We start from the raw sequence: 22,188 nt of genomic DNA, 5'->3' as shown, positions 1-22,188 counted from the left end.
ATCTCCAGATCCCGGGTTCGCGCCGGTGGCGCGCCCCGGAATGACCTCCCGCCTCAGGTTCCGGTGGAGAAGAAGGAGGCGAGGCGGGTCTGGATGTTGTCGGCGATCTCCTGCGCGGCGCGGTCCTCGGCGTCGCGGAAGGCGCGGGCGCGGGCGAAGCGCTGGTAGGAGCCGGGCATGTCATAGGACACGCGCGAGAACGTGGTGCCGGTCATCACAGACTTGTTCGACGCAATCTCGATCAGGTTGAACTGGGCGTCGATGGCGTAGTTCTCGCTGGTCGGCAGCGCAGTGGCCGGATCGATCATCAGCGAGGAGCGGCTGGTGTTGAAGCGCAGCACCAGCCGATGCGTCGGCGGCATGCCGGTGGCGGTGCCGTAGAGCTTGAAGGCGAGGGCGTTGCGGACCTCGACGCCAACCCGGGCCTCGCGCGAGGCGTTCGGCTTGTCGACCGGCGGAACCTCGACGCCCATCAGCTTTTCGCGCAGCGCGGACGACTGGCCGTCGAGGGTACGCTCGGCATACATCGGCTGGAAGCATCCGGCCGTCAGCGCGGCCAAGGCAGCCACGGCCACGAGCCGGGCGGCGATCCTGATCCTAGCCGACAACATTGACGATCCTCATGGGCACCACGATCACCTTGCGGACGGGTTTGCCGCCCAAGGCCGCTTTTACCGCATCGAGCGCCAAAACGGCAGCCTCTATATCCGCATTTTGGGCCGCCCGTGGCACGGTAACATCACCTCGTTTTTTACCGTTGACCTGGACAACCAGGGTCACGCTGTCTTCGACCAGCAAATCGCGCTCGATTTGCGGCCAATCGGCCTCGGAAACCAGCCCGGTCTGGCCCAGAACCACCCAGCACTCCTCGGCCAGATGCGGCATCATCGGCGAAAACAGCTGCACCAGGATGGTCGCCGCCTCCTTGACGGCCCAAGAAACTTCTGGAGCCAGGTCCGGCGCCGGCTTGTCGCCCTTTGCCAGCACCTCGGACAGCGCATTGGCGAACTCGCGGATATGGGCGAGACACACGTTGAAATGCAGCCGCTCGATCCCGGACGACACCTTGTCGAGCGCGCCATGGGCGGCCTTGCGCAGCGCCAGCGCCTCGGCTCCGAACGTGGCCGGCCGGGCCGCCGGCGCCGTCTTGGCAATCTCGGCCGATTCGTTCACCAGCCGCCACAGCCGCTGCACGAAGCGTGAGGCGCCCTGCACGCGCTCGTCGCTCCAGATCACGTCGCGGTCCGGCGGCGAGTCCGACAGCATGAACCAGCGCGCGACGTCGGCGCCGTAGCTCGCGATGATGTCGTCGGGGTCGACGGTGTTCTTCTTCGACTTCGACATCTTCTCGATCGGGCCGATCGCGACGTCCTCGCCGGTCGCCATCAGCACCGCGCGGCGGCCGTTGCCGCCAACCTCGATCTTCACCTCGGCCGGCGTGACCCAGCTGCCGTCGGCCTTCTGGTAGGTCTCGTGCACCACCATGCCCTGGGTGAACATGCCGGCGAACGGCTCGCTCATGTCGACGTGGCCGGTGGCCTTCATCGCGCGGGTGAAGAAGCGGCTGTAGAGCAGATGCAGGATCGCGTGCTCGACGCCGCCGATATACTGATCGACCGGCATCATCCGGTTGGCGACCGCAGGCGTGGTCGGCGCGGTCTCGTTCCACGGGTCGGTGAAGCGCGCGAAATACCAGGACGAGTCCACGAAGGTGTCCATCGTGTCGGTCTCGCGCACGGCCTTGGCCCCGCACTTCGGGCAGCTGACGTGCTTCCAGGTCGGGTGATGGTCGAGCGCGTTGCCCGGCTTGTCGAAGCTGACATCCTCCGGCAGCGTCACCGGCAGCTGGTCGTCGGGCACCGGCACCACGTCGCATTTCGGGCAGTGGATCACCGGGATCGGGCAGCCCCAGTAGCGCTGGCGCGAAATGCCCCAGTCGCGCAGGCGGAAATTCACCTGCCGCTCGCCGACCGGCGCATTACCGCGGACTTCGCTTTCCAGCCGCTTGGCGACCTCTTCCTTGGCCGCTTCGATCGTCATGCCGTCGAGGAAGCGCGAATTGATCATGCGGCCGTCGCCGTCATAGGCGACGTCGGTGATGACGAACGTCTTCGGGTCCTGGCCCTCGGGGCAGACCACCGGCACATTGCCGAGATTGTACTTGTTGACGAAGTCGAGGTCGCGCTGGTCGTGCGCCGGGCAGCCGAAGATCGCGCCGGTGCCGTATTCCATCAGCACGAAGTTCGCGACATAGACCGGCAGCTTCCAGCTCGGATCGAACGGATGCACCGCCTTGATGCCGGTGTCGAAACCCTGCTTTTCTGCGGTGTCGATGATCGACTGCGCGGTGCCGATCTTCTTGATGTCGGCGATGAACTCCGCGAGCTTCGGGTTCTTCGCGGCAGCCGCTACCGCCAGCGGATGATCCGCCGAGATCGCCATGAACTTGGCGCCGAACAGCGTGTCCGGCCGCGTGGTGAAGATCTTCAGCTCGCTCTCGCCGGCCGGCGTGGTCGCCGCATCCAGTGCAAAGCGGATCAACAGGCCCTCGGAGCGGCCGATCCAGTTGCGCTGCATCAGCCGCACCTTGTCGGGCCAGCGCTCGAGACCATCCAGCGCTTCCAGGAGCTCCTGCGAGTACTTCGTGATCTTGAAGACCCACTGGCTCATCTCGCGCTGCTCGACGACGGCGCCCGAGCGCCAGCCACGGCCGTCGATCACCTGCTCGTTGGCGAGCACGGTCATGTCGACCGGATCCCAGTTCAGCTTGCGCTTCTCGCGCTCGGCGAGGCCGGCGCGCAGCATGTCCAAAAACATCTTCTGCTGATGCTTGTAGTAGCTGGGGTCGCAGGTCGCGAACTCGCGCGACCAGTCGAGCGACAGCCCGATCGACCGCAGCTGCTTCTTCATCGCGGCGATGTTGTCGTAGGTCCAGGCCTTCGGCGCCACCTTGCGCTCGATCGCGGCATTCTCCGCCGGCAGGCCGAACGCGTCCCAGCCCATCGGGTGCAGCACGTTGTAGCCCCTGGCGCGCATGAAGCGGGCCAGCACGTCGCCGAGCGTGTAGTTGCGGACATGGCCGATATGGATGCGCCCCGACGGATAGGGGAACATCTCGAGCACGTAGTATTTCGGCCGCGGATCGTCGTTCTTGGAGGCGAAGATCGCCTTTTCGTCCCACAGGCGCTGCCAGCGGGGCTCGGATTCACGGGCGTTGTAGCGTTCGGCGGTCATGAAATCGCAGGGATTTTGGGTGGCTCTGGGTGATTTTCGGGCCCCGTCCGGGGACGGCGGACTAGGCCACAAAAGCGCCTGCGCGGTCAACGGCTTGGGGCCTCCAAACGTCCCATCCCCTCGCGCAGCCGCCCTGCCGCTGTCGCAGGGGGGCGCCGTCTGCAGCCTTCTCGACGTCCTGGCGAAGGCCTGGACCACAGAGCTTTGTCGAGGAAGGGATCGTGGCCCCAGCTTCGCGCAATAATAAACGGTGGGGGTAATGGGTCCTAGGCTTCGCCAGGACGACGCTGAATATGCGGCGTCGCCGAATATGCGGCGTCGCCGATGGTCATGGTTCCGCGCTCATGGCGCGGCTCGATCACGCACGATCTCAACTCGCCAGCGCCATCCCGGCTTCGTCCAGCGTCTGCAGGAAGCCGTGCTCGATCACGGCATTCCTGCCGCGGCGCTTGGCGGCGTAGAGGGCGGCATCTGCAGCTTCGATCAGGTCGCCGGGGCGCTGGGTCTCGTTCGGTCTGGTCGTCGCGACGCCGACGCTGACGGTGACGACGCAATGGCTCGAGGACGCGTGCGGCACGGCGAGGCCGAGCACCGCGGTGCGCACGGTCTCGCCGATCGCGAGCGCATGCGCGGCGTCAGTGTTCGGCAGCAAGAGGCAGAATTCCTCGCCGCCATAGCGGCCGGCGAAGCCCATGGTGTCGGCGGCGATCCCCGACAGCACTTCGCCGATTCGGGTCAGGCAGGCATCGCCTTCGGGATGGCCGTAGGTGTCGTTGTAGAGCTTGAAGTGATCGACATCGATCATCATCAGCGACAGCTCGCATTCATATTGCTGCGCCCGCATCCACTCGAAGTCGAGCCGGCTCTGGAAGCCGCGGCGATTGGCAAGGCCGGACAGCGCATCGATCGAGGCCATCACGGTGAGACGATCGTTGGAGGCGACCAGCTCGCGCTCGCGCTGGCTGAGCTGCGCCGCCATCGCGTTGAAGGCACGCGCCAGCGGCACGAATTCCGCCGGCAGCTTGTGCTTGGCGACGCGCGCCGACCAGTCGCCCTCGCCGAACCGCCGCGCCATGCCGGTCATCAGCTCGATCGGATGGATGACGAGTCGCTCGGCGCCGACCAGGGCGCCCAACAAGACGAAAAGGCAGACAAATCCAAGCTGCAGATAGGCGGTGCGGATCTCGCGGTTGATCGCCGCGGTCACCTTGGCCTCGTCCATGCTCACGATCAGCCGGGACTGCGTGCCGGCGATGCGCGCGAAGCTCAGCGTGCGCTGTGCGCCGTCGGACGCGGTGAACGACACCGAGCCGGACGGCTCGTCATAGCTCAGCGCCTTCTCGGCGATCGCTGCCATCAGCGGGATGGTGTCGAGCGAGCGGCCGATCAGGCTCGCATGATCGGCGGGCGCGGCGATCACGACGCCGGTAGAGTCGACCAGCACGGCCGACATGCCGGGCTGGCCGCCGAGATTGGCCATGATCTGCGACAGCCAGTCGATATTGATGCCGGCGACCACGACGGCATCCTGCTCCGGATTGATCGCGGCCACCGGATACGCGGCCATCATCATCGGGCGGCCATTGGTCCTGCCGCGCAGATAGTCGCTGAACACGAAGTCGCGGTTGTCCTGCGCCTTCTTGAAATATTCGCGGTCGCCGACATTGAGGCCGACCTGGACGTTGAGGGTCGAGCACTGCACCAGCCCGTCCCTGGAGACGAACATGATGCTGCGGATCCAGGGCAGCACCGTCGGCAGGCTGGCGCGCAGCACCTCGCAGCTCTGCGCGATGCCGCCGGAGGCGCGGATATAGGCGGCGGATTTCAGCATGGTCTCGACCGAGGAGACCACCTCGCGCTGGGTTTCCGCGGCATGCGCGGTGAGGCTGGCATAGCCGGCCGCGGCCTGCGCGATCTGCTTGCTGCGGGAATCCTCCAGCGTGCGGACGCGGTCCAGCATCAGGGGCGCGACCAGCATCAGCGCAAGCAAGGCCAGCCGGGCACGAATTCCCAGAACCTTCTTGAGCCTGACCCGGTTGCGGTTGAAAGTGACGCCCGACATTCTATTCCCTTGCCCGTGCGCAAGTTAGAATGCAGGGCTTCAAAAAGCCTTTCCCGAATTTGGTAAAATTCGAGCCAACCCCCCGCACCTGTCAGAGAACGGCACAAGCATGACGCAAAGCCCGACCACGCCGTTACCGGCCGATTCACCACATGGCCTCGCCGCCGTCGAACGCGAGATCGCCCATGCCTGCAAGGAAGCGCGGCGCGACCGCATGTCGGTGACCTTGATCGCGGTGTCGAAGACGTTCGCGGCCGACGCAATTTTGCCGATTATCGGCGCCGGACAGCGCGTATTTGGCGAAAATCGCGTGCAGGAGGCCAAGGGCAAGTGGCCGGCGCTAACCCAGGCTCATCCGGGATTGCAGCTGCATCTGATCGGACCGTTGCAGTCGAACAAGGCCAAGGAGGCCGTCGCGCTGTTCGATGCGATCCATTCGGTCGATCGCGCCAGCATTTGCGAAGCGTTAGCCAAGGAAATCAAAAATCAAGGCAAGCACCCGGAACTGTTCGTCCAGATCAATACCGGCGAGGAGCCGCAGAAGGCCGGCGTGGCACCGCAGGACGCAGATACCTTCATCGCGGCATGCCGTGACACCTACGGCCTGCAGATATCAGGACTGATGTGCATCCCGCCGGTCGACCAGGCGCCGGCGCCGCACTTTGCGCTCTGCGCCAAGATCGCCGCGCGCAACGGGCTGACGAATCTCTCGATGGGCATGAGCGCGGACTTTGCCGTCGCGATCCAGATGGGGGCCACCCATGTGCGGGTGGGCTCGGCGATCTTCGGGACGCGGACGGTGCCGCATAACTGACTGTCGTCCCGCTGCTTTCGAAAGCAGGGACGACAGCGGTGTGTGTGGCGCGTGCGCGGCCTACACGAACCGCACCGACACTTTTCCGATCGCGCCAAAATCGGCGGCGAATTTATCGCCGGCGGTGATCGGCAGCGGGGGATGGCAGGTGCCTGTGGTGACGACTTCCTCTGCCCGCAAGGTCAGCCCGAGCGCGCGCAGCTCGTTGGCGCACCAGGCGAGCGCTGCGCAGGGATCGCCGAGCACGTTCTTGCCGTGGCCGATATAGCGCTCGCCGCGCAGCGTGATGACCGGGCGGTCCTCGACCAGGTCGATCGCGCGCCAGTCGGCCGAGGTTGCGGGTCCGAGCACGAACAGATGCGCGCAGGCATTGTCGGCGATCAGCTGCGCCTCGCCGGCGGCGACAAAATCGGCGAAACGCGAATCCGGAATCTCGATCGCCGGATGCAGCGTCCCGACGGCCTCCAGCACCTCCTGCACGCTGTACGGCGTCGTGCGCGGCGCGAGATCGCGCGCCATGCGGAAGGCGTATTCCGGCTCGCCGACGCGCATCTCGTTGCCCTGCATCGACGCGGTGCCGCCATCCGGTATCACCGTCTCGGCAAGGATGCGCCCGGCGAGCGGTCCGGCGACATTGATGTGCTTCTGGCCGGCCGCGCTGGTCGCCGCGATCTTCCAGCCGAACAGTTTTTTGCGCGACGTCTTTTCCAGTTCGGCCTGCACCGCATAGCCCTCGGCGCGATCGCGCGGCCGAATGGCGACATCGAGCGCTGCGAGCTTGGTGCCGGCGTGCCAGTGATCGTGCAGGACCTTCGAGGCGGCGGCGATCTTGTTGTTGTCGAGCATGCTGTTTCGCTCCCCGCGGGAATTATTTTCTGGTGTGCACGATCTCAGCACAAACGCGTCGCGTCTGTCGCGCGGGAAAAGCGATGTTCAGCCATTCGACAACTCTAGCCGATGATGATCCTGGTCTGCGGCGACATCCGCCGCAACAACCGCAGCATCGAGGCCTTCGTCATCGAGACGCAGCCCGCGGTCGGCGAGAAGTTCGGCCGCGCCAGATGCAGGAACACCGCGCTGCCGCGGCCGGCGACGCGCGGCGCGGCGTTGTGATCGATCTCGACAATGAAGTCGTAGAGATGATCCTCGCGGGTCAGGCGGTCGCCGCCCTGCTCGCGGTCGAGCCGGATCGGCTGGTTGTAGTGACGGTCGGCGGGGTCCTCGCACCAGGCGTCCTCGCGGCGGATCGGCCGGGTCGGCAGGAAAGTCGCCGGACGCTGGTGCCGGTCGGCGCGCCACCAGAGCTGGCGCGGATGGAAGACGCCGCGCGGCGTGCCGCCGTCGCCCTCGCGCTTGTTGGCGAGGATTCCGCCGCGTCCGAGCGCCACCGGCACGGTCCAGCCGTCAGCCGACAGCCAGCCCCGGCGCGGGTCGCCGGCGGCTGCTCGGACCTCGATGATGGAGAGCGGTCGATCACGTTTGGCTGTCATATAAGTGATTGAAATAGCTGACCTTCCCTTAAGAATCGTTCCAAACTGAGCTTGCCTTGGAGGTTCAGAACATCCTATTTCCCGGCATTACAGGACATTCACGTCCTGCCCCGCCGGATTTGAGGTAGACTGCGTTGCCTTGTGAATCGGTAACAATCGCCTACCTGAACACATATCTAGCCGATGTTACGGCCATAAGCGTCCTCTGCTTCTGACCGCCCGCCCCCGAAGGATTGTACCTATGGCCAATGCCCGCAAGATCTTGATCGTGGATGACGATACCGATCTGCGCGATACGCTGGTCGAGCAGCTGTCGCTGCACGAGGAATTCGAAGCCTCCGCAGTCGACACCGGCGCCAAGGGCGCCACTGCCGCCAAAGCCAATTCCCCCGATCTGGTCCTGATGGACGTCGGCCTGCCCGACACCGATGGCCGCGAAGTGGTCCGCTCGCTCCGCAAGGGCGGCTTCAAGGCTCCGATCATCATGCTGACCGGCCACGACACCGATTCCGATACGATCCTGGGGCTCGAATCCGGCGCCAACGACTATGTGGCGAAGCCATTTCGCTTCGCGGTGCTGCTGGCCCGGATCCGGGCGCAGCTCCGCCAGCACGAGGCCAGCGAGGACGCGGTGTTCTCGGTCGGTCCGTACTCGTTCCGGCCCGGCTCGAAGATGCTGACCGGCGCCAATGCCAGGAAGGTGCGGCTGACCGAGAAGGAAACCGCGATCCTCCGCTTCCTCTACCGCGCCGGCCAGATGCCGGTGTCGCGCGAGACGCTGCTCCAGGAAGTCTGGGGCTACAATTCCGGTGTCACCACCCACACGCTGGAAACCCACATCTACCGCCTCCGCCAGAAGATCGAGAAGGACGCCGCCAACCCGGAAATCCTGGTGACGGAAGCCGGTGGCTACAAGCTGGTGCCGTGATACGCTTTGCGCTCAACGATTCGTGAAATCGAGGCGCACCGCGGTTACCGGACCTGAATGTCGATCGATGATGACGTAGCCCTGCTCGAGCGGGTCCCGACAATGCGTCTGTTGGGCGAAAGCTCCTTGCGCATGCTGGCGATCGGCTCCGAGCAACGTGATTTCAACGCAGGCGACGTGCTGTTCAAGGCCGGCGACGCCGCGGACGCCGGCTATGTCGTGCAGCGCGGCACCTTCCGCGTCGAGGAAGGCGGCGCCGAGATCATCGCCGGTCCCGGCGCGCTGATCGGCGAGCTCGCATTGATCGTCGCGATGAAGCGGCCATCGACCGCCACCGCGCTGGAGCGCGGCTCGGTGATCCGAGTCGCGCGTAGCTTGTTCCAGCGCGTGCTGGAAAGCGATCCCGCCGCGGCCCTTCGGCTACGCGACGAGCTCGCGCTGCGCACCAGCCAGCTCGCAAGCGATATCCTGATGGCGGGCGGGAAGCTGAGTACGTGATCTTTCCGCGCGTCATTCCGCAAGTTCATTGAACCGTCACCTGAGGTGCGAGCCTTGCGGCGCAATTGCGCCGCTGGGCGAGCCTCGAAGGGTCGACGGCCACCAGCCGGGCCGTGCACCCTTCGAGACGCGCGTTCCGCGCTCCTCAGGATGACGGGTCGAGGGTCGGCGGCGCACTTAAACCTCCATCACCGCCGTCACCGGCACGTGGTCCGACGGGCGCTCCCAGCTGCGGGCGTCGCGGGTGATCTTGAAATCGCTGACCTGATCCTTCAGCGCGCGCGAGACCCAGATGTGATCGAGCCGTCGGCCGCGATCGCCGACGGTCCAGTCCGCCGCGCGGTAGCTCCACCAGGTGTAGACCTTTTCCGACATCGGGATCCGCTCGCGCGCGATGTCGAACCATTCGCCATGCGCCTGCGCGGCGAGCAGCTTCTCGGTTTCGACCGGCGTGTGCGAGACCACCTTGAGCAGCTGCTTGTGCGACCACACGTCGTTCTCATGCGGCGCGACGTTGAGGTCGCCGACCAGGATGTGGCGGTCGTCGCCGCGCGGATGCAGCGGCTCGCAGGCCTTCATCTCGTCGAGGAATTGCAGCTTGTGCTCGAATTTCCGATTGAGCGCGGGATCAGGAATGTCGCCGCCGGCCGGCACGTAGAAATTATGCAGCACCAGCGGCTTTGACAGCTGCGCCTTCTCGCCGAACGACACCGAGATGTGCCGTGAATCGATCTTGTCGCAGAACGTCCTGATGTCGGTCGTCTCGAACGGCAGGCGCGAGACGATAGCGACGCCGTGATAGCCCTTCTGTCCGTTCAGCGCGACGTGTTCATAGCCGAGCCGCTTGAAGCGTTTCAGCGGAAACGCATCGTCGATGCATTTGGTCTCCTGCAGGCACAGCACATCCGGCCGCGCGCTCTTGATGAACTTGGCGACGGTGTCGATGCGCAGGCGCACCGAGTTGATATTCCAGGTGGTGACGGAGAACCGCATGAGAGGTGCGTCTTAGCACGGTTCTCGGTGCGGATTTCAATTGTCCACAGGGAGGCTCCCACCTCGCCCCGCTTGCGGGGAGAGGTCGGATCGCATGGAGCGAAGCGCAATGTGATCCGGGTGAAGGGACTCACCGCGTACTCGCGTCTTTCGGATTCGTGGAGGCAGCCCCTCACCCAACCCTCCAAGAGCGAGCTTCGCTCGTCTCGACCCCGCAAGAGCGGGGCGGGGGAGAAGGAAAGGCGATCAGCCCGGCGAGGTGCCGGGATAGGTCGTGAAGTCGATCTTGAACAGCGCCGGATCGGGCTTCTGCGTCGCGTCGAGATTGTAGACCGCAACTGTCGTGTCGTAGCCCTGCGGGTCGGTAACGGTCCACTGCTTGAGCTTGCCGTCCTTGGCGCCGATCATCAGCAGGAAGCGGCTGGTGCCGACCAGCGCCTGCTTTTCCTCGATCGTGATGCTGACGAACACGTCGTCGGCGGTGACGCTGATGACGTTGGTGTCCTTCATCAGGTCGATGCGGTCCGACAGCAGATAGCGCAGCGGGGTCTGCGACAGCGGATAGACGTCCTGGGTGGCGAGCCTGCGGTCGCGCACCGCGACCGAGGAGCCGTCCGCGATCACCTCGATCGGGCTCGGATCGTCATATTCGAAGCGCAGCTTGCCGGGCTTCTGGATGTAGAAATCGCCCTTGGTCTTGGTGCCGTCGGGGCCGACCTGGACGAAATTTCCGACCAGCGTTTGCAGCGACGAGAGATAGGCCGAGACCTTGGCAGCCTGCGCCTTCTGGTTGGCGTCGAAGGTCTGGAAGATGTTGGCGGGCACGTTGCGGCGCGGATCGGGAATCACCGGGTTCGGCGGTGCCTGGGTGGCGCCCGTCGTCGTCGGACCCTTGTCCGCATTGGTCTGCGCGCCGGCGTCCTTCTTTGGCGCAGCCTTGGATCCGGCGTTGGGCGCGGGCTTCGGGGGCGGCGCATTCTGCGCAGTCGCAGCGCCGGCGATCGCGGCGGTGACGAGAAGAGCGAGCGCAGTGCGCGTGCCGCGGTCAATGAGGTGTTTTGCCATCAGATATGTCAGGTCTCTGTTCGACGCTCGTCCCGCTGCGCCGGATTTTATCCCGCCTCTTCCGAGGGAGATATGGTTTTTCCGTGATGATCGTCCCCGATCAGAACTGGCCTTCTTCCTCCCCGACCAGGATTTCGCGCTTTCCGGCGTGATTCGCCGGACCGACGATGCCCTCAAGTTCCATCCGCTCCATCAGCGAGGCCGCGCGGTTATAGCCGATCTGCAGCCGGCGCTGAATGTAGGAGGTCGACGCCTTGCGGTCGCGCTTGACGATCGCAACCGCCTGCGTGAACAGATCGCCGCCGCCGTCGCCGCCCATGCCGGTGGCATCGAACACGGCGCCGTCCTCGTCGGTCGGCTCTTCCGCGGTGACGGCTTCGAGATACTCCGGTGCGCCTTGCGTCTTGAGGTGACGCACGACCTTCTCGACTTCCTCGTCCGAGGCGAACGGTCCGTGCACGCGGCTGATGCGGCCGCCGCCCGCCATGTAGAGCATGTCGCCCTGGCCGAGCAGCTGCTCGGCGCCCATCTCGCCAAGGATGGTGCGGCTGTCGATCTTCGACGTCACCTGGAAGGCGATCCGGGTCGGGAAGTTCGCCTTGATCGTGCCGGTGATGACGTCGACCGACGGACGCTGCGTGGCAAGGATGACATGCAGGCCGGCGGCGCGAGCCATCTGTGCGAGGCGCTGCACCGCGCCTTCGATATCCTTGCCGGCGACCATCATCAGGTCGGCCATCTCGTCGACGATGATGACGATGTAGGGCAGCGGTTCGAGGTCGAGCTTCTCTTCCTCGTAGATCGCCTTGCCGCTCTCCTTGTCGAAGCCGGTGTGGACGGTGCGCGTCAGCTCTTCGCCCTTGGCCTTGGCTTCGACGAGGCGCGCATTGTAGCCGTCGATGTTGCGCACGCCGAGCTTGGCCATCCGCTTGTAGCGCTCTTCCATCTCGCGCACGGCCCATTTCAGCGCCACCACCGCCTTCTTCGGATCGGTGACGACGGGCGTCAACAGATGCGGGATGCCGTCATAGACGGAGAGTTCGAGCATCTTCGGATCCACCATGATCAGGCGGCATTGATCCGGCCGCAGCCGGTAGACCAGGCTCAGGATCATGGTGTTGATCGCGACCGATTTGCCGGAGCCGGTAGTGCCGGCGATCAGCATATGCGGCGTGCGCGCCAGATCGATGATGACGGGGTCGCCGCCGATCGTCTTGCCGAGGCACAGCGGCAGCTTCGCAACCGAATCGACGCTTTCCTTGGCGACCAGAAGCTCGCGCAGATAGACCTTCTCGCGATGCGCGTTGGGCAGCTCGATGCCGATCGCGTTACGGCCGGCGACGACCGCGACGCGGGCCGACAGCGCGCTCATCGAGCGCGCGATGTCGTCGGACAACCCGATCACGCGCGACGACTTGATGCCGGGCGCCGGCTCGAGCTCGTACAGCGTGACCACCGGGCCGGGATTGGCCTTGACGATCTCGCCGCGCACGCCGAAGTCCTGCAGCACGCCCTCGAGCGAGCGCGAATTGGCTTCGAGCTCGGCCTTGCTCAGCGGCTGTCGATCGCTGGCCTTCGGCGCACTGAGCACGGAGACCGAGGGCAGCTCGAACTTGTCGGAATTCTTCTTCTTCGGCTCGGCCTTCTTGCGCGGGGCGCGGGCGGCGGGAGCTTCGTCCTCCTCGTCCTCCTCTTCCTCATCGTCGTCGAAAGCTTCAGCCTCGTCCTCATCATGGTCTTCATGCGCGGGCGCGATCGAGGGCGCCGGGCGGCCGCCGCCGATATTCGGCTCTTGGCGCTCGAACGCAGCGCTGCGGCTCTGGGCTCCGCTCGAGACCAGCGATTTGTAGGCGGTGGTCAGCAGCCAGCCGAGCCGCGCTTTGGCGCTCATCAGCGCATGGAACAGCCAGCCCAGCGAGACCGAGCTGCGGTCGTTGTCTTCTTCCTCGACGAACGGCTCGTCGTCGTCGGAGATCGGCGTCAGCTCGTCGTCCTGCTCCTTGGCACCCCAGCCGCAGGCGAACAGGAAGCTTGCCGCCATCGCGACGAACAGGATCAGGCCGAGCACGACGCGATAGATGAAGCCGGGCGGGCCGAACACGACGGCCGGCGCACGCAGCAGCGCGTCGCCGACCACGCCGCCGAGCCCGGTCGGCAGCGGCCATGCGGTGTTGTGCGGCCAGCAGCTGGCGAAGCCCGCCGCGATCACCGTGCACAGGATCCAGCAGCCGAGCCGCAGCGCCTCGCGGTCGAACGGGCGATGCGTCAGCATCCGCCAGCCCCACACCGCGACCGGCAGCAGCAGCATGATCGCGCCGAGACCGAGAATCTGCATCAGGAGGTCGGCGCCGATCGCGCCGGGATAGCCGAGCACGTTGCGGATCGCGCGCGAGGTGGCGTGGCTCAGCGACGGATCCTGCACCGACCAGGTCATCAGCGCCGCCGTGATGGCGCCGGACAGCGCGATCAGGCCGAGCCCGGTGAGTTCGCGCAGCCGTCGCGCCAGCGCCTCGCGGAGCGAGAGCGGCAGATGGCCGACCAGGGGGATGACACGTTCGATCGCTGGCATACTCAATCTTCGCGCTTCGCGATTAACCCAGGGTTTCGACCAGGCGATGCATCGCCTCGGCCGTCGATTCACTGTCGGAGACGAGCGCAAGGCGGATATAGCCCGCGCCCGGATTGGAACCGTCGTTCTGCTGGCGCGCCAGATAGCTGCCGGGAATCACGCGCACGCCGGCGTCGCGATAGAGCCTGACCGCCGCAGCCTCGTCGCCGCCGCGCTCGGAGACGTCGAGCCAGACGCAGAACCCGCCGGCGGGACGCTTGTAGCCGTAGCGGTTGCCGAGGATCTGGTCGGCGAAATCGAACTTGATGCGATAGAGCCGGCGGTTCTCCTCGACATGCGCCTCGTCGCTATAGGCGGCGACCGCGACATGCTGCAGCGGCACCGGCACCTGCGGTGCGGCGACATTGCGCAGCTCGTGGAATGCGGCCAGAAACTTCCTGTCGCCCGCGGCAAAGCCGACGCGCATGCCCGGCAGGTTCGAGCGCTTCGACAGCGACTGGAACGCCACGACATTGCTGAAGTCGGGACCGGCGCATTCGAGAATGCTGCCCGGCGCCTCGCGGGTGTAGATTTCCGAGTAGCACTCGTCGCTCAGGATGATGAAGCCATAGCGATCGGCGAGCTCTTTCAGCCGTGTGAAGTAGGCGCGCGAGGCGACCGAGCCCTGCGGATTGGCGGGCGAGGCGATGAAGAACGCGACGGTGCGCGCCAGCGTCGCCTCGTCGATCGAATCGAGGTCGGGCAGGAAACCGTTAGCGAGCGTGGTCGGCAGGTAGATCTGCTCGCAGCCGGCCGCGCGGGCGCCGGCGCCATAGGCCGGATAGAACGGGTTCGGCATCAGGATCGCCGGCCGGCCCTTGCGCGGCGCGACGTAGCGCGAGGCTGATATCGCGGCAAAGAACAGCCCCTCGCGGCTGCCGTTCAGCACCATCACCTCGCTCTCCGGATCGACCGGTCGCGGCAACTGGAACCGGCTTCCCAGCCAGGTCGCGACGGCGCGGCGGAACGGTTCGATGCCCTTGGCGATCGGGTATCGGCCGAAATCGGCGGTATGTTTTGCCAGCACCGGTCCGACGAAATCGGGCACCGGGTGCTGCGGCTCGCCTAATGACAGCGTAATCAAGGGCTTGGCGGGCTGATACGGCGCCAGCAGCTCGGTCGTGCGCAGGAAAGGGGAACGCTCGGCCTGGCCGGCGGATGCGACATCGCCGGCGCCCTGCGCCAAGCCGGATGAGGCGGTCATTGCCATGATTGAAATGCCAGCACTTTCACTGCGGTCGGAGGGTAGGGGCGCCGACCGTAAACTGATCAAGTCACCATAGATAGGGCGAGGTTAAGACGCGATTAACCATCGGCGGTGCGGCACGATCGGCCGACGCGTGATATCCGCGCTGATCCCAAGGCACCGCATCGAAATTGCTCCGAGACATGATCCACCGCCGCGCCGTCCGGGCGCTCATCATCACCGGCGAGCGCGAAGTCCTGCTGATGCGGATTCGCTCGCCGCACGGCGGCGACTGCTTCTGGATCGCGCCGGGCGGCGGCGTCGAGGGCGACGAGACGGCTGAAGCGACGTTGCAGCGGGAACTGGCCGAGGAGTTGGGGCTGATCGATTTCGAGCCCGGGCCCGCATTATGGCGGCGGCACCACACCTTCAACTGGGGCGGCAGGCGGATTTCCCAGAAAGAGGAATACCGGATCGTTCATGCGGATCGCTTCACGCCGGTGATGGCCGACGAGGCCGAGGCGCGCGTGCTCGATTGCTTCCGCTGGTGGTCGATCGCCGACCTACCCGGTGCGAGCGAGCGCCTGACGCCGCTGTCGCTTGCCGACATCTTGGAGCGCTATTTGTGCAACGGCGCGCCAAGCGAGCTGCCGGATGAGGAAGTTTTGATCGACTGACGCGGCTCCATGGCGTGACCCACAACTTGTCATGCCCGGGCTTGACCCGGGCATCCATCGACTAAGCCAGAGTCTTGCGAAGCGGGATGGATGGCCGGGGCAAGCCCGGCCATGACGATTCCAATTTTCCGGTCCATCCGGGCTACGCGCGCGATGGGTGACGGCTACCGCGCCGGCAGCTTCTCGAACGACGGCTTGCCATCGGGCACATGGTGGAAGGTCTGCTTGTCGCAGGTGTAGATCGTCATCTGCGGGGTGAACACCGAGGGGTCGTCGAAGGTGCCGACCTTCAGGATGGTGGCGGGCAGGCCCGGCACCTTGGTCACGAGATGCGTGCCGCATTCCGGGCAGAACTCGCGGGTCACGGCGCGGTCGAGATCCTTGCGGGTGAACTGCTTGGGCTCGCTGGCGGTGTATTTGAAGCCGGTGGTCGGCATCGCCATGAACATGTTCGGTCCGCCGCCCGTGATGTACTGGCATTCGCGGCACAGGCACTGCGCCGCCATCATCGGCTCGCCCTCGGCCTCATAGCGCACGTTGCCGCAGTAGCATCTGCCTTGCACCTTCATGACGTCCTCCCGCTTTCGTTGTTTGTAGCCTGTCATTCCACAATGGCAGGCAATTCCGACAATATTTTCTCAAGCAGCGGAAAAAAGAAAGGGGCCCCAGCTTGCGCTGGAGCCCCTCAACGGTCCGGACATTGCCGGGTATGTGCCCGAACCGTAGTTCTGGACCCGGCCCCGGAGGGAGCCAGAGTCCCGGGAGAACTCACATGTTGTAGGCGCGCTCCGTGTGCTCGGTGATGTCGAGGCCTTCACGTTCGGTCTCGACGTTGGCGCGCAGGCCGACGATCACGTCGACGATCTTGTAGAGGATCGCCGAACCGATGCCCGACCACACCAGCGTGGTGCAGACGCCCCAGACCTGCGAGATCATCTGCGCCGCGAAGTCATAATCGGCGACCTTCGGCGGGATCGCGGTGTAGTCGATGATGCCTGCACCGCCGAGCGCCGGGTTGACCAGGATGCCGGTGCCGAGCGCGCCGACGATGCCGCCGACGCAGTGGACGCCGAACACGTCGAGCGAGTCGTCATAGCCGAGCGCGTTCTTCACGACCGTGCAGAAGAACAGGCAGACCACGCCGACCACGAGGCCGAGCACGATGGCGCCCATCGGGCCGGCATAGCCGGCCGCCGGGGTCACCGCGACGAGGCCCGCGACCGCGCCCGAGAGCGCGCCGAGCAGCGAGGGATGGCCCTTGATGATCCATTCCGCGAACATCCAGGCCAGCGCCGCCGCGGCAGTGGCCACGAAGGAGTTGGTCATGGCGAGCGCAGCGCCGCCATTGGCTTCGAGGTTGGAGCCGGCGTTGAAACCGAACCAGCCGACCCAGAGCAGCGAGGCGCCGATCATGGTCATGGTCAGCGAGTGCGGAGCCATCAGCTCCTTGCCGTAGCCGGTCCGCTTGCCGATCAGCAGCGCGCCGACCAGGCCGGCGATACCCGCGTTGATGTGCACGACGGTGCCGCCCGCGAAGTCGATCGCGCCCTTCTTGAAGATCCAGCCGGCATCGGCGTTGATCTCGTCGAGCTTGGCCTGCGCCGCGGTCTTCGCCGCGCCGTCAGCCGCAGCGGCGAGCGCCTTGGCGGCATCCTGGATCGCGTCCGGGCCCGGCCAGTACCAGACCATGTGCGCGATCGGGAAATAGATCAGCGTCACCCAGAGCGGGATGAACAGCGCGATCGCCGCGAACTTCATGCGTTCGGCGAAGGCGCCGACGATGAGGGCCGGCGTGATCGCCGCGAACGTCATCTGGAAGCACATATAGATGAGTTCCGAGATGTTGGCGTCGACCGAGAAGGTCGCCGCCTTCGAGTCCGGCGTGACGCCCATCAGGAAGGCCTTGGAGAAGCCCCCGATGAAGTCGGAGCCGCCGGTGAAAGCGAGGCTGTAGCCGTAGAGGGCCCAGAGCACGGTGACGAGGCAGACCGTGTAGAACACCTGCGCCAGCACCGAGAGCATGTTCTTGGAGCGGACCAGGCCGCCATAGAACAGCGCGAGGCCCGGGATGGTCATCAGCAGCACCAGCACCGTCGAGGTCAGCATCCAGGCGTTGTCGCCCTTGTTGACGGTCGGCTCGGCGTAGGCGGCGGTCGCGGCGAACAGGCCGACTGCAAGGGCCGCCAGTCCCGCGCCATAGGGACGCTTGAACGTCATGTTATTTCACTCCTGAGGTCTTAAGGTTTGAGCGCGAAATCAGAGGGCCGCGGCATCGGCCTCGCCGGTGCGGATGCGCACGGCGTGTTCGAGGCTGATGACGAAGATCTTGCCGTCGCCGATCTGGCCGGTCTTGGCGGCGGAGGTGATGGCGTCGATGGTCTTGTCGACCTGATCGGAGTTGACCGCGACCTCGATCTTGATCTTCGGCAGGAAGCTCACGGCATATTCGGCGCCGCGATAGATTTCCGTGTGACCCTTCTGACGGCCGTACCCCTTGACTTCCGTCACCGTGAGACCGTGAACGCCAATGGCGGTCAGGGCGTCACGGACCTCTTCCAGCTTGAATGGCTTAATGATCGCCATAACAATTTTCATGAGTCCTATCCCCGCTTGGGCCCGGTGCGAATGAACACCGGGAGTTTCGACTGAGGTTCACCACGCGGAGGACATCCACTACGCGGGCACAGCCTGGAGCCTTAGAATCAAATGCCGTGCCAAACGGCCGGAGCTCGCTAATGGATTATGAATCCGGACCTTTTCCCGCTTTACGGGTGGGAGGTGCCCCTGCGCTATTCCGCCGCGCCTAAAATATGGTCAGACCTGTCTAGAACGCAGGCACGGCTAACTCCGGACACAATTCTGCTCAGCCGCGGGGCAGCAGGCGGTATCCGGCGAGGGCTTCCGGGCTCGCCCCGCGGTCCGCGAACACCCTCTCGATCATTTCGCCATTGGCGTCTGTCGGACCATTGCGCGATGGGAATTTGATGTTGGGCTTCATCGGCTTGTTTGGGTTCCCACCCGAAACGGGACCGGCGCGAAGACAGTTGCGGGCATCCTCGCCGCGTCGTTCTGCGCGAAGCGGACAAGGGCTCGCATCAGGTACGCCCGACCGGACAGCAATGCTGGACTTTTGCCGGCGCTCGTTACCGATCGTTAGCTGTCTGTAACATTGTCGTTCCGGCGTTAACGCCGCGGTTGCCGTCGTTGCGCTATTGCCGCCGCATAAGAACTTCAATGACAGGTGGGGCAACCAATGATTGATCGTATCCGCGCGCTGCTCGAGCAGCAGCCGATGATTTCGCTGGATTTCAACACAATCACCGACGACACGAATCTCTATGACGCAGGGCTGACATCCTTCGCCACGGTGCAGGTGATGCTGGCGCTCGAGGAAGAGTTCAACATCGAATTTCCCGAAGCGATGCTCACGCGACGGACCTTCTCGTCGCTCGCCAACGTCGCGGACGCCGTTTCACGGCTGACACAGCGGACGGCGTAAGACCATGAGCGTGGTGAGAAAGATGGAGCCCGTGCCGGCCTCTGCCGCCACGCCGGCCGAGCGCATGCGTCGGGTCGCCAAGGTCGCGGCGCAGCAGGTCGATGCGGTAGACCGTGAGGGCCGCTTCCCGGCCGATACCATCGAAGCATTGAAGCGCGAGCGCCTGCTCGGCGTCGCGATTCCCGTCGAGCATGGCGGGGAGGCATTGGGCACGATGGAGATCGCGGAGCTGATCGTTCAGCTCGCCCAGGCCTGCGGCTCGAGCGCCATGATCTACGCCATGCACCAGATCAAGACGTCGAGCTTCGTCAGCCATGGCGGCGCCAGCGACTGGCATCTGGCCTATATGCGCCGCATTGCGGCGGAGCAGTTGCTGATGGCCTCGGCGACCACGGAAGCCGGCATCGGCGGCAATCTGCGCAATTCGATCTGTGCGGTCGAAGTGGCAGACGGCCGCTTCTCGCTGACAAAGGAAGCAACCGTTATTTCCTACGGCCGCCACGCCGACGCGATTCTTGCCACGGCGCGGCGCGCTCCCGACGCGGCAAGCTCCGATCAGGTGATGGTTGTCATTCCCGCGGACCTGAACCGCACGCTGGAGCGCACCTCCGTATGGGATACGCTCGGAATGCGCGGCACCTGTTCGGACGGTTTTCATCTCGTCGCGCACGGTGACGCGGCGCAGATTTTCCCCAAGCCGTTCTCGGAGATCGCGGCACAGTCGATGCTGGCGAGCTCGCATATCTTCTGGGCGGCGACCTGGTTCGGTATCGCCACCGATGCCTTCAATCGCGCGCAAGCATTCGTCAAGGCTGCGGCGCGCAAGCAGGCGGATGGAAGTCTGCCGCCGGGCGCGCTTCGGCTCGCCGAGGCGGCCGCCCTGCTTCAGGAGATGAAGGGTCATCTCACGGCCGCCATTGACCGCTTCGATGCGGCCAAGGGCAATGACGACGCGCTCTCCTCGATTGGCTTTACCGCCGAGATCAACGCGCTGAAGGTCGCCGCGAGCGAGAAGGCCGGGGCGATCGTGCGGCTCGCCATGCTGATCAACGGCATCGTCGGCTACAAGAACGGCACGCCGTTCAGCGTCGGCAGACACCTGCGCGATGTGAGCTCAGCGCCGCTGATGATTTCGAACGACCGTATTCTTTCCAACACCGCGACGCTCCTGCTGATGAGCCGCTTTGACACCAGCCTGAGAGGTTGAGATGGACGCCAAGACGTTCGATGCCAAGAGCCTGCTCGACACCCTGTTCGACAAGAGCATCCTGTTCAAGACCGGAGTAGACGGGCTTTATGGCCGCTCCGGCGTTTTCGAAGACGTGATCGAGCGCTTTGAGCGGCTCGTGACCAGCATCGGAGCGCCAGACAAGGCAACCCGCATCCACTTCCCGCCGGGCATGAGCCGCGCCACGCTTGAAGGCAGTGGCTATATGAAAAGCTTCCCCCAGCTTGCAGGCTGCGTGCATTCCTTCATGGGCGGCGAGCGCGAGCATGCGCAGCTTCTCGGCATGATGGCTGCGGGAGAGGACTGGACCGAACTGCAGCAAGCGACCAACGTCGTGCTGACGCCAGCCGCCTGCTATCCGCTCTATCCGACCGTTGCCGCGCGCGGTCCGGTGCCCGATGACGGTGTGCTGTTCGAGCTTTCCTCTTACTGCTTCCGTCATGAGCCTTCCAAGGATCCCGCGCGCATGCAGCTGTTCCGCATGCGCGAATTCGTCCGCATCGGTACGGCCGAGCAGGTGTGCGCCTTCCGCGAAAGCTGGCTGGAGCGCGGCAAGGCGATGATCGAATCCCTCGACCTGCCCTGCGAGGTTGATCTCGCCAACGATCCGTTCTTCGGTCGCGGCGGCAAGATGATGGCCAACAACCAGCGCGACGAGGGACTCAAGTTCGAGCTGCTGATCCCGGTGACCAGCATCGAGAAACCGACGGCCTGCTTGTCCTTCAACTATCATCGCGACCATTTTGGCCAGACCTGGGGCCTCAAATTCGCGGATGGCAGCCTGTGCCACTCGGCCTGCGTCGGCTTCGGGCTGGAGCGCGTGGCGCTCGCGCTGTTCCGCCATCACGGCCCTGAGGTCGAGGCATGGCCGGCTTCCGTGCGCGACACGCTTTGGGGCAACTGAAATGCAGAGTGCCATCGCCGGGCTCGATCCGGCCGACTACAAGCCGCACCGGCTACACGATCCGGAGCGGCGATGGCCGCAGACCAACTGCTATGTCGATCTTCTGATCGAAGTCATGCATGCGAACGGGAATGACCCGGTCGCTGCGCTCGGCTTCACCGTGGCGCAGGATTTCGAAGGCGACCAGTTCACGTTCTTCAAATTCCCGACGGCCGACCTGCAGCGATTGGCCGGCCTGGATATCCAGGAACTGTCCGTGTTCGATCGTCTGGAGGCGCACGTTCTCAACCAGATCGAGCGCGGGCGGCTGCCGCTGGTCGAGGTCGATGCCTTCTACCTGCCCGACACGAAGGGCATCACCTATCGCAGTGGCCATTCCAAGACGACGATCGGCGTCAACGTCCTCGTTCCCGGGCGCCGCCACATGGCCTACTTCCACAACGACGGCTACTTCGCCCTGGACGGCGAGGACTATGACGGCATTTTCGGGCAGCGCAACGGCGCGCCGGCCGGCGGCCTGCCGCTGTTTCCCTATGCCGAGTTCGTCAAGTTCGACACCACGCGCCCCTCGCGCGATCCGGTCAGTGCAGCCACGGAAATCCTCGCGCAGCATCTGCGGCGCAGGCCGAAGCGCAATCCGCTCGATGCCTATGCGGCCGTGTTCGGCGGCCATGCCGAGGCACTGGCTGCCCGGTCACCGGAGTATTTTCACATCTACGCCTTCAACACGTTGCGGCAGGTGGGCGCCAATTTCGAACTCCTCTCCAGTCATCTGGAATGGCTGGGACGGCACGGCGAGACCGGTCTGGCCGAGGCGATCGAAGCCGCCGCGGCAATCGCCGAGGGCGCCAAGGTCATGCAATTCAAGCTCGCCCGCGCCATGGCCCGGCATCGGTTCGATGGGCTCGCGGACGCCATCGGGCCGATGGCCAAGGCCTGGCAAACGGTGATGAACGCTCTGGATGGTCGCATGGCGGATCTCGCCAGCAAGGCAGCGTAGGA

20 protein-coding genes are annotated in these 22,188 nt (G+C 65.1%); 8 read left to right on the top strand and 12 right to left on the bottom strand.

Annotation, left to right across the window (positions count from 1 at the left end; genetic code table 11):
- Window positions 1–53: 53 nt before the first annotated feature.
- The 3 genes from lptE to ACVMB1_RS33750 form a co-directional block, all read right to left on the bottom strand.
- Window positions 54–611 carry an LPS assembly lipoprotein LptE gene (lptE, locus tag ACVMB1_RS33760; RefSeq protein ID WP_076833672.1) on the bottom strand — a complete coding sequence of 186 codons (558 nt, stop codon included), beginning with the start codon at window positions 609–611 and terminating at the stop codon, window positions 54–56.
- Window positions 598–3,234: a leucine--tRNA ligase gene (gene leuS, locus ACVMB1_RS33755; RefSeq protein WP_076833671.1), complete on the bottom strand. Its 2,637-nt coding sequence runs from the start codon at window positions 3,232–3,234 to the stop codon at window positions 598–600. Before leuS ends, lptE begins: the two co-directional genes overlap by 14 nt.
- Window positions 3,235–3,604: 370 nt before the next feature.
- Window positions 3,605–5,296, bottom strand: a complete 1,692-nt coding sequence (locus ACVMB1_RS33750) for a sensor domain-containing diguanylate cyclase (protein ID WP_076833669.1) — start codon at window positions 5,294–5,296, stop codon at window positions 3,605–3,607.
- A gap of 109 nt (window positions 5,297–5,405) precedes the next feature.
- Here ACVMB1_RS33750 and ACVMB1_RS33745 point away from each other — a divergent pair, with 109 nt between their 5' ends.
- Window positions 5,406–6,110 (top strand): YggS family pyridoxal phosphate-dependent enzyme, encoded by a 705-nt coding sequence (locus ACVMB1_RS33745; protein WP_076833667.1) that lies wholly within the window; start codon window positions 5,406–5,408, stop codon window positions 6,108–6,110.
- 60 nt (window positions 6,111–6,170) lie between these two features.
- Here the strand turns inward: ACVMB1_RS33745 and ACVMB1_RS33740 are convergent, their stop codons facing one another.
- Complete coding sequence (locus ACVMB1_RS33740) at window positions 6,171–6,956, bottom strand: 2-keto-4-pentenoate hydratase (protein WP_076833665.1); 786 nt, start codon at window positions 6,954–6,956, stop codon at window positions 6,171–6,173.
- A 104-nt stretch (window positions 6,957–7,060) separates the two neighbouring features.
- The gene (locus ACVMB1_RS33735) at window positions 7,061–7,600 is read right to left on the bottom strand and encodes a L,D-transpeptidase family protein (protein ID WP_076833664.1); all 540 of its coding nucleotides are present in this window, start codon (window positions 7,598–7,600) and stop codon (window positions 7,061–7,063) included.
- A 241-nt stretch (window positions 7,601–7,841) separates the two neighbouring features.
- Between ACVMB1_RS33735 and ACVMB1_RS33730 the strand changes: the two genes are divergently transcribed.
- Both ACVMB1_RS33730 and ACVMB1_RS33725 read left to right on the top strand, forming a co-directional pair.
- Window positions 7,842–8,528 carry a response regulator transcription factor gene (locus tag ACVMB1_RS33730; RefSeq protein WP_016841446.1) on the top strand — a complete coding sequence of 229 codons (687 nt, stop codon included), beginning with the start codon at window positions 7,842–7,844 and terminating at the stop codon, window positions 8,526–8,528.
- Between the two features lie 57 nt (window positions 8,529–8,585).
- Window positions 8,586–9,026: a cyclic nucleotide-binding domain-containing protein gene (locus tag ACVMB1_RS33725; protein ID WP_076833662.1), complete on the top strand. Its 441-nt coding sequence runs from the start codon at window positions 8,586–8,588 to the stop codon at window positions 9,024–9,026.
- 177 nt (window positions 9,027–9,203) lie between these two features.
- Here the strand turns inward: ACVMB1_RS33725 and ACVMB1_RS33720 are convergent, their stop codons facing one another.
- The 4 genes from ACVMB1_RS33720 to ACVMB1_RS33705 all read right to left on the bottom strand — a co-directional run bounded on the left by ACVMB1_RS33720 (window position 9,204) and on the right by ACVMB1_RS33705 (window position 14,902).
- Window positions 9,204–10,019 carry an exodeoxyribonuclease III gene (locus ACVMB1_RS33720; RefSeq protein ID WP_076833660.1) on the bottom strand — a complete coding sequence of 272 codons (816 nt, stop codon included), beginning with the start codon at window positions 10,017–10,019 and terminating at the stop codon, window positions 9,204–9,206.
- 246 nt (window positions 10,020–10,265) lie between these two features.
- Window positions 10,266–11,084, bottom strand: coding sequence for an outer membrane lipoprotein carrier protein LolA (locus ACVMB1_RS33715; protein WP_028335823.1), 819 nt, complete (start codon window positions 11,082–11,084; stop codon window positions 10,266–10,268).
- A 100-nt stretch (window positions 11,085–11,184) separates the two neighbouring features.
- On the bottom strand, window positions 11,185–13,659 hold the full coding sequence (locus ACVMB1_RS33710; RefSeq protein ID WP_076833658.1) for a DNA translocase FtsK: 2,475 nt from the start codon (window positions 13,657–13,659) through the stop codon (window positions 11,185–11,187).
- Between the two features lie 16 nt (window positions 13,660–13,675).
- Complete coding sequence (locus ACVMB1_RS33705) at window positions 13,676–14,902, bottom strand: aminotransferase class I/II-fold pyridoxal phosphate-dependent enzyme (protein WP_076833657.1); 1,227 nt, start codon at window positions 14,900–14,902, stop codon at window positions 13,676–13,678.
- 179 nt (window positions 14,903–15,081) lie between these two features.
- Here ACVMB1_RS33705 and ACVMB1_RS33700 point away from each other — a divergent pair, with 179 nt between their 5' ends.
- Window positions 15,082–15,555 carry an NUDIX domain-containing protein gene (locus tag ACVMB1_RS33700; RefSeq protein WP_076833655.1) on the top strand — a complete coding sequence of 158 codons (474 nt, stop codon included), beginning with the start codon at window positions 15,082–15,084 and terminating at the stop codon, window positions 15,553–15,555.
- 164 nt (window positions 15,556–15,719) lie between these two features.
- Here ACVMB1_RS33700 and ACVMB1_RS33695 read toward each other — a convergent pair whose 3' ends face one another.
- The 3 genes from ACVMB1_RS33695 to ACVMB1_RS33685 form a co-directional block, all read right to left on the bottom strand.
- On the bottom strand, window positions 15,720–16,124 hold the full coding sequence (locus ACVMB1_RS33695; protein ID WP_028342016.1) for a GFA family protein: 405 nt from the start codon (window positions 16,122–16,124) through the stop codon (window positions 15,720–15,722).
- A 199-nt stretch (window positions 16,125–16,323) separates the two neighbouring features.
- The gene (locus ACVMB1_RS33690) at window positions 16,324–17,772 is read right to left on the bottom strand and encodes an ammonium transporter (protein WP_057020316.1); all 1,449 of its coding nucleotides are present in this window, start codon (window positions 17,770–17,772) and stop codon (window positions 16,324–16,326) included.
- A 39-nt stretch (window positions 17,773–17,811) separates the two neighbouring features.
- Window positions 17,812–18,150, bottom strand: a complete 339-nt coding sequence (locus tag ACVMB1_RS33685; protein ID WP_024583097.1) for a P-II family nitrogen regulator — start codon at window positions 18,148–18,150, stop codon at window positions 17,812–17,814.
- Window positions 18,151–18,808: 658 nt separating this feature from the next.
- Between ACVMB1_RS33685 and ACVMB1_RS33680 the strand changes: the two genes are divergently transcribed.
- Genes ACVMB1_RS33680 through ACVMB1_RS33665 form a run of 4 tightly spaced genes read left to right on the top strand, consistent with a single transcriptional unit; the run spans window position 18,809 to window position 22,186 of the window.
- Complete coding sequence (locus ACVMB1_RS33680) at window positions 18,809–19,054, top strand: acyl carrier protein (RefSeq protein ID WP_076833653.1); 246 nt, start codon at window positions 18,809–18,811, stop codon at window positions 19,052–19,054.
- Window positions 19,055–19,058: 4 nt separating this feature from the next.
- A complete protein-coding gene (locus ACVMB1_RS33675) occupies window positions 19,059–20,261 on the top strand; it encodes an acyl-CoA dehydrogenase family protein (RefSeq protein ID WP_371852180.1) in 1,203 nt (400 codons plus the stop codon).
- Window position 20,262: 1 nt separating this feature from the next.
- Window positions 20,263–21,186: an amino acid--[acyl-carrier-protein] ligase gene (locus ACVMB1_RS33670; protein ID WP_028335830.1), complete on the top strand. Its 924-nt coding sequence runs from the start codon at window positions 20,263–20,265 to the stop codon at window positions 21,184–21,186.
- Between the two features lies 1 nt (window position 21,187).
- A complete protein-coding gene (locus tag ACVMB1_RS33665; protein WP_076833650.1) occupies window positions 21,188–22,186 on the top strand; it encodes a DUF1839 family protein in 999 nt (332 codons plus the stop codon).
- Window positions 22,187–22,188 lie beyond the last annotated feature (2 nt).

The organism is Bradyrhizobium sp. USDA 4504 (assembly GCF_054063995.1).
Note: the sequence above shows the minus strand (reverse complement) of the source record. Positions and strands in the feature narration are given on the sequence as shown.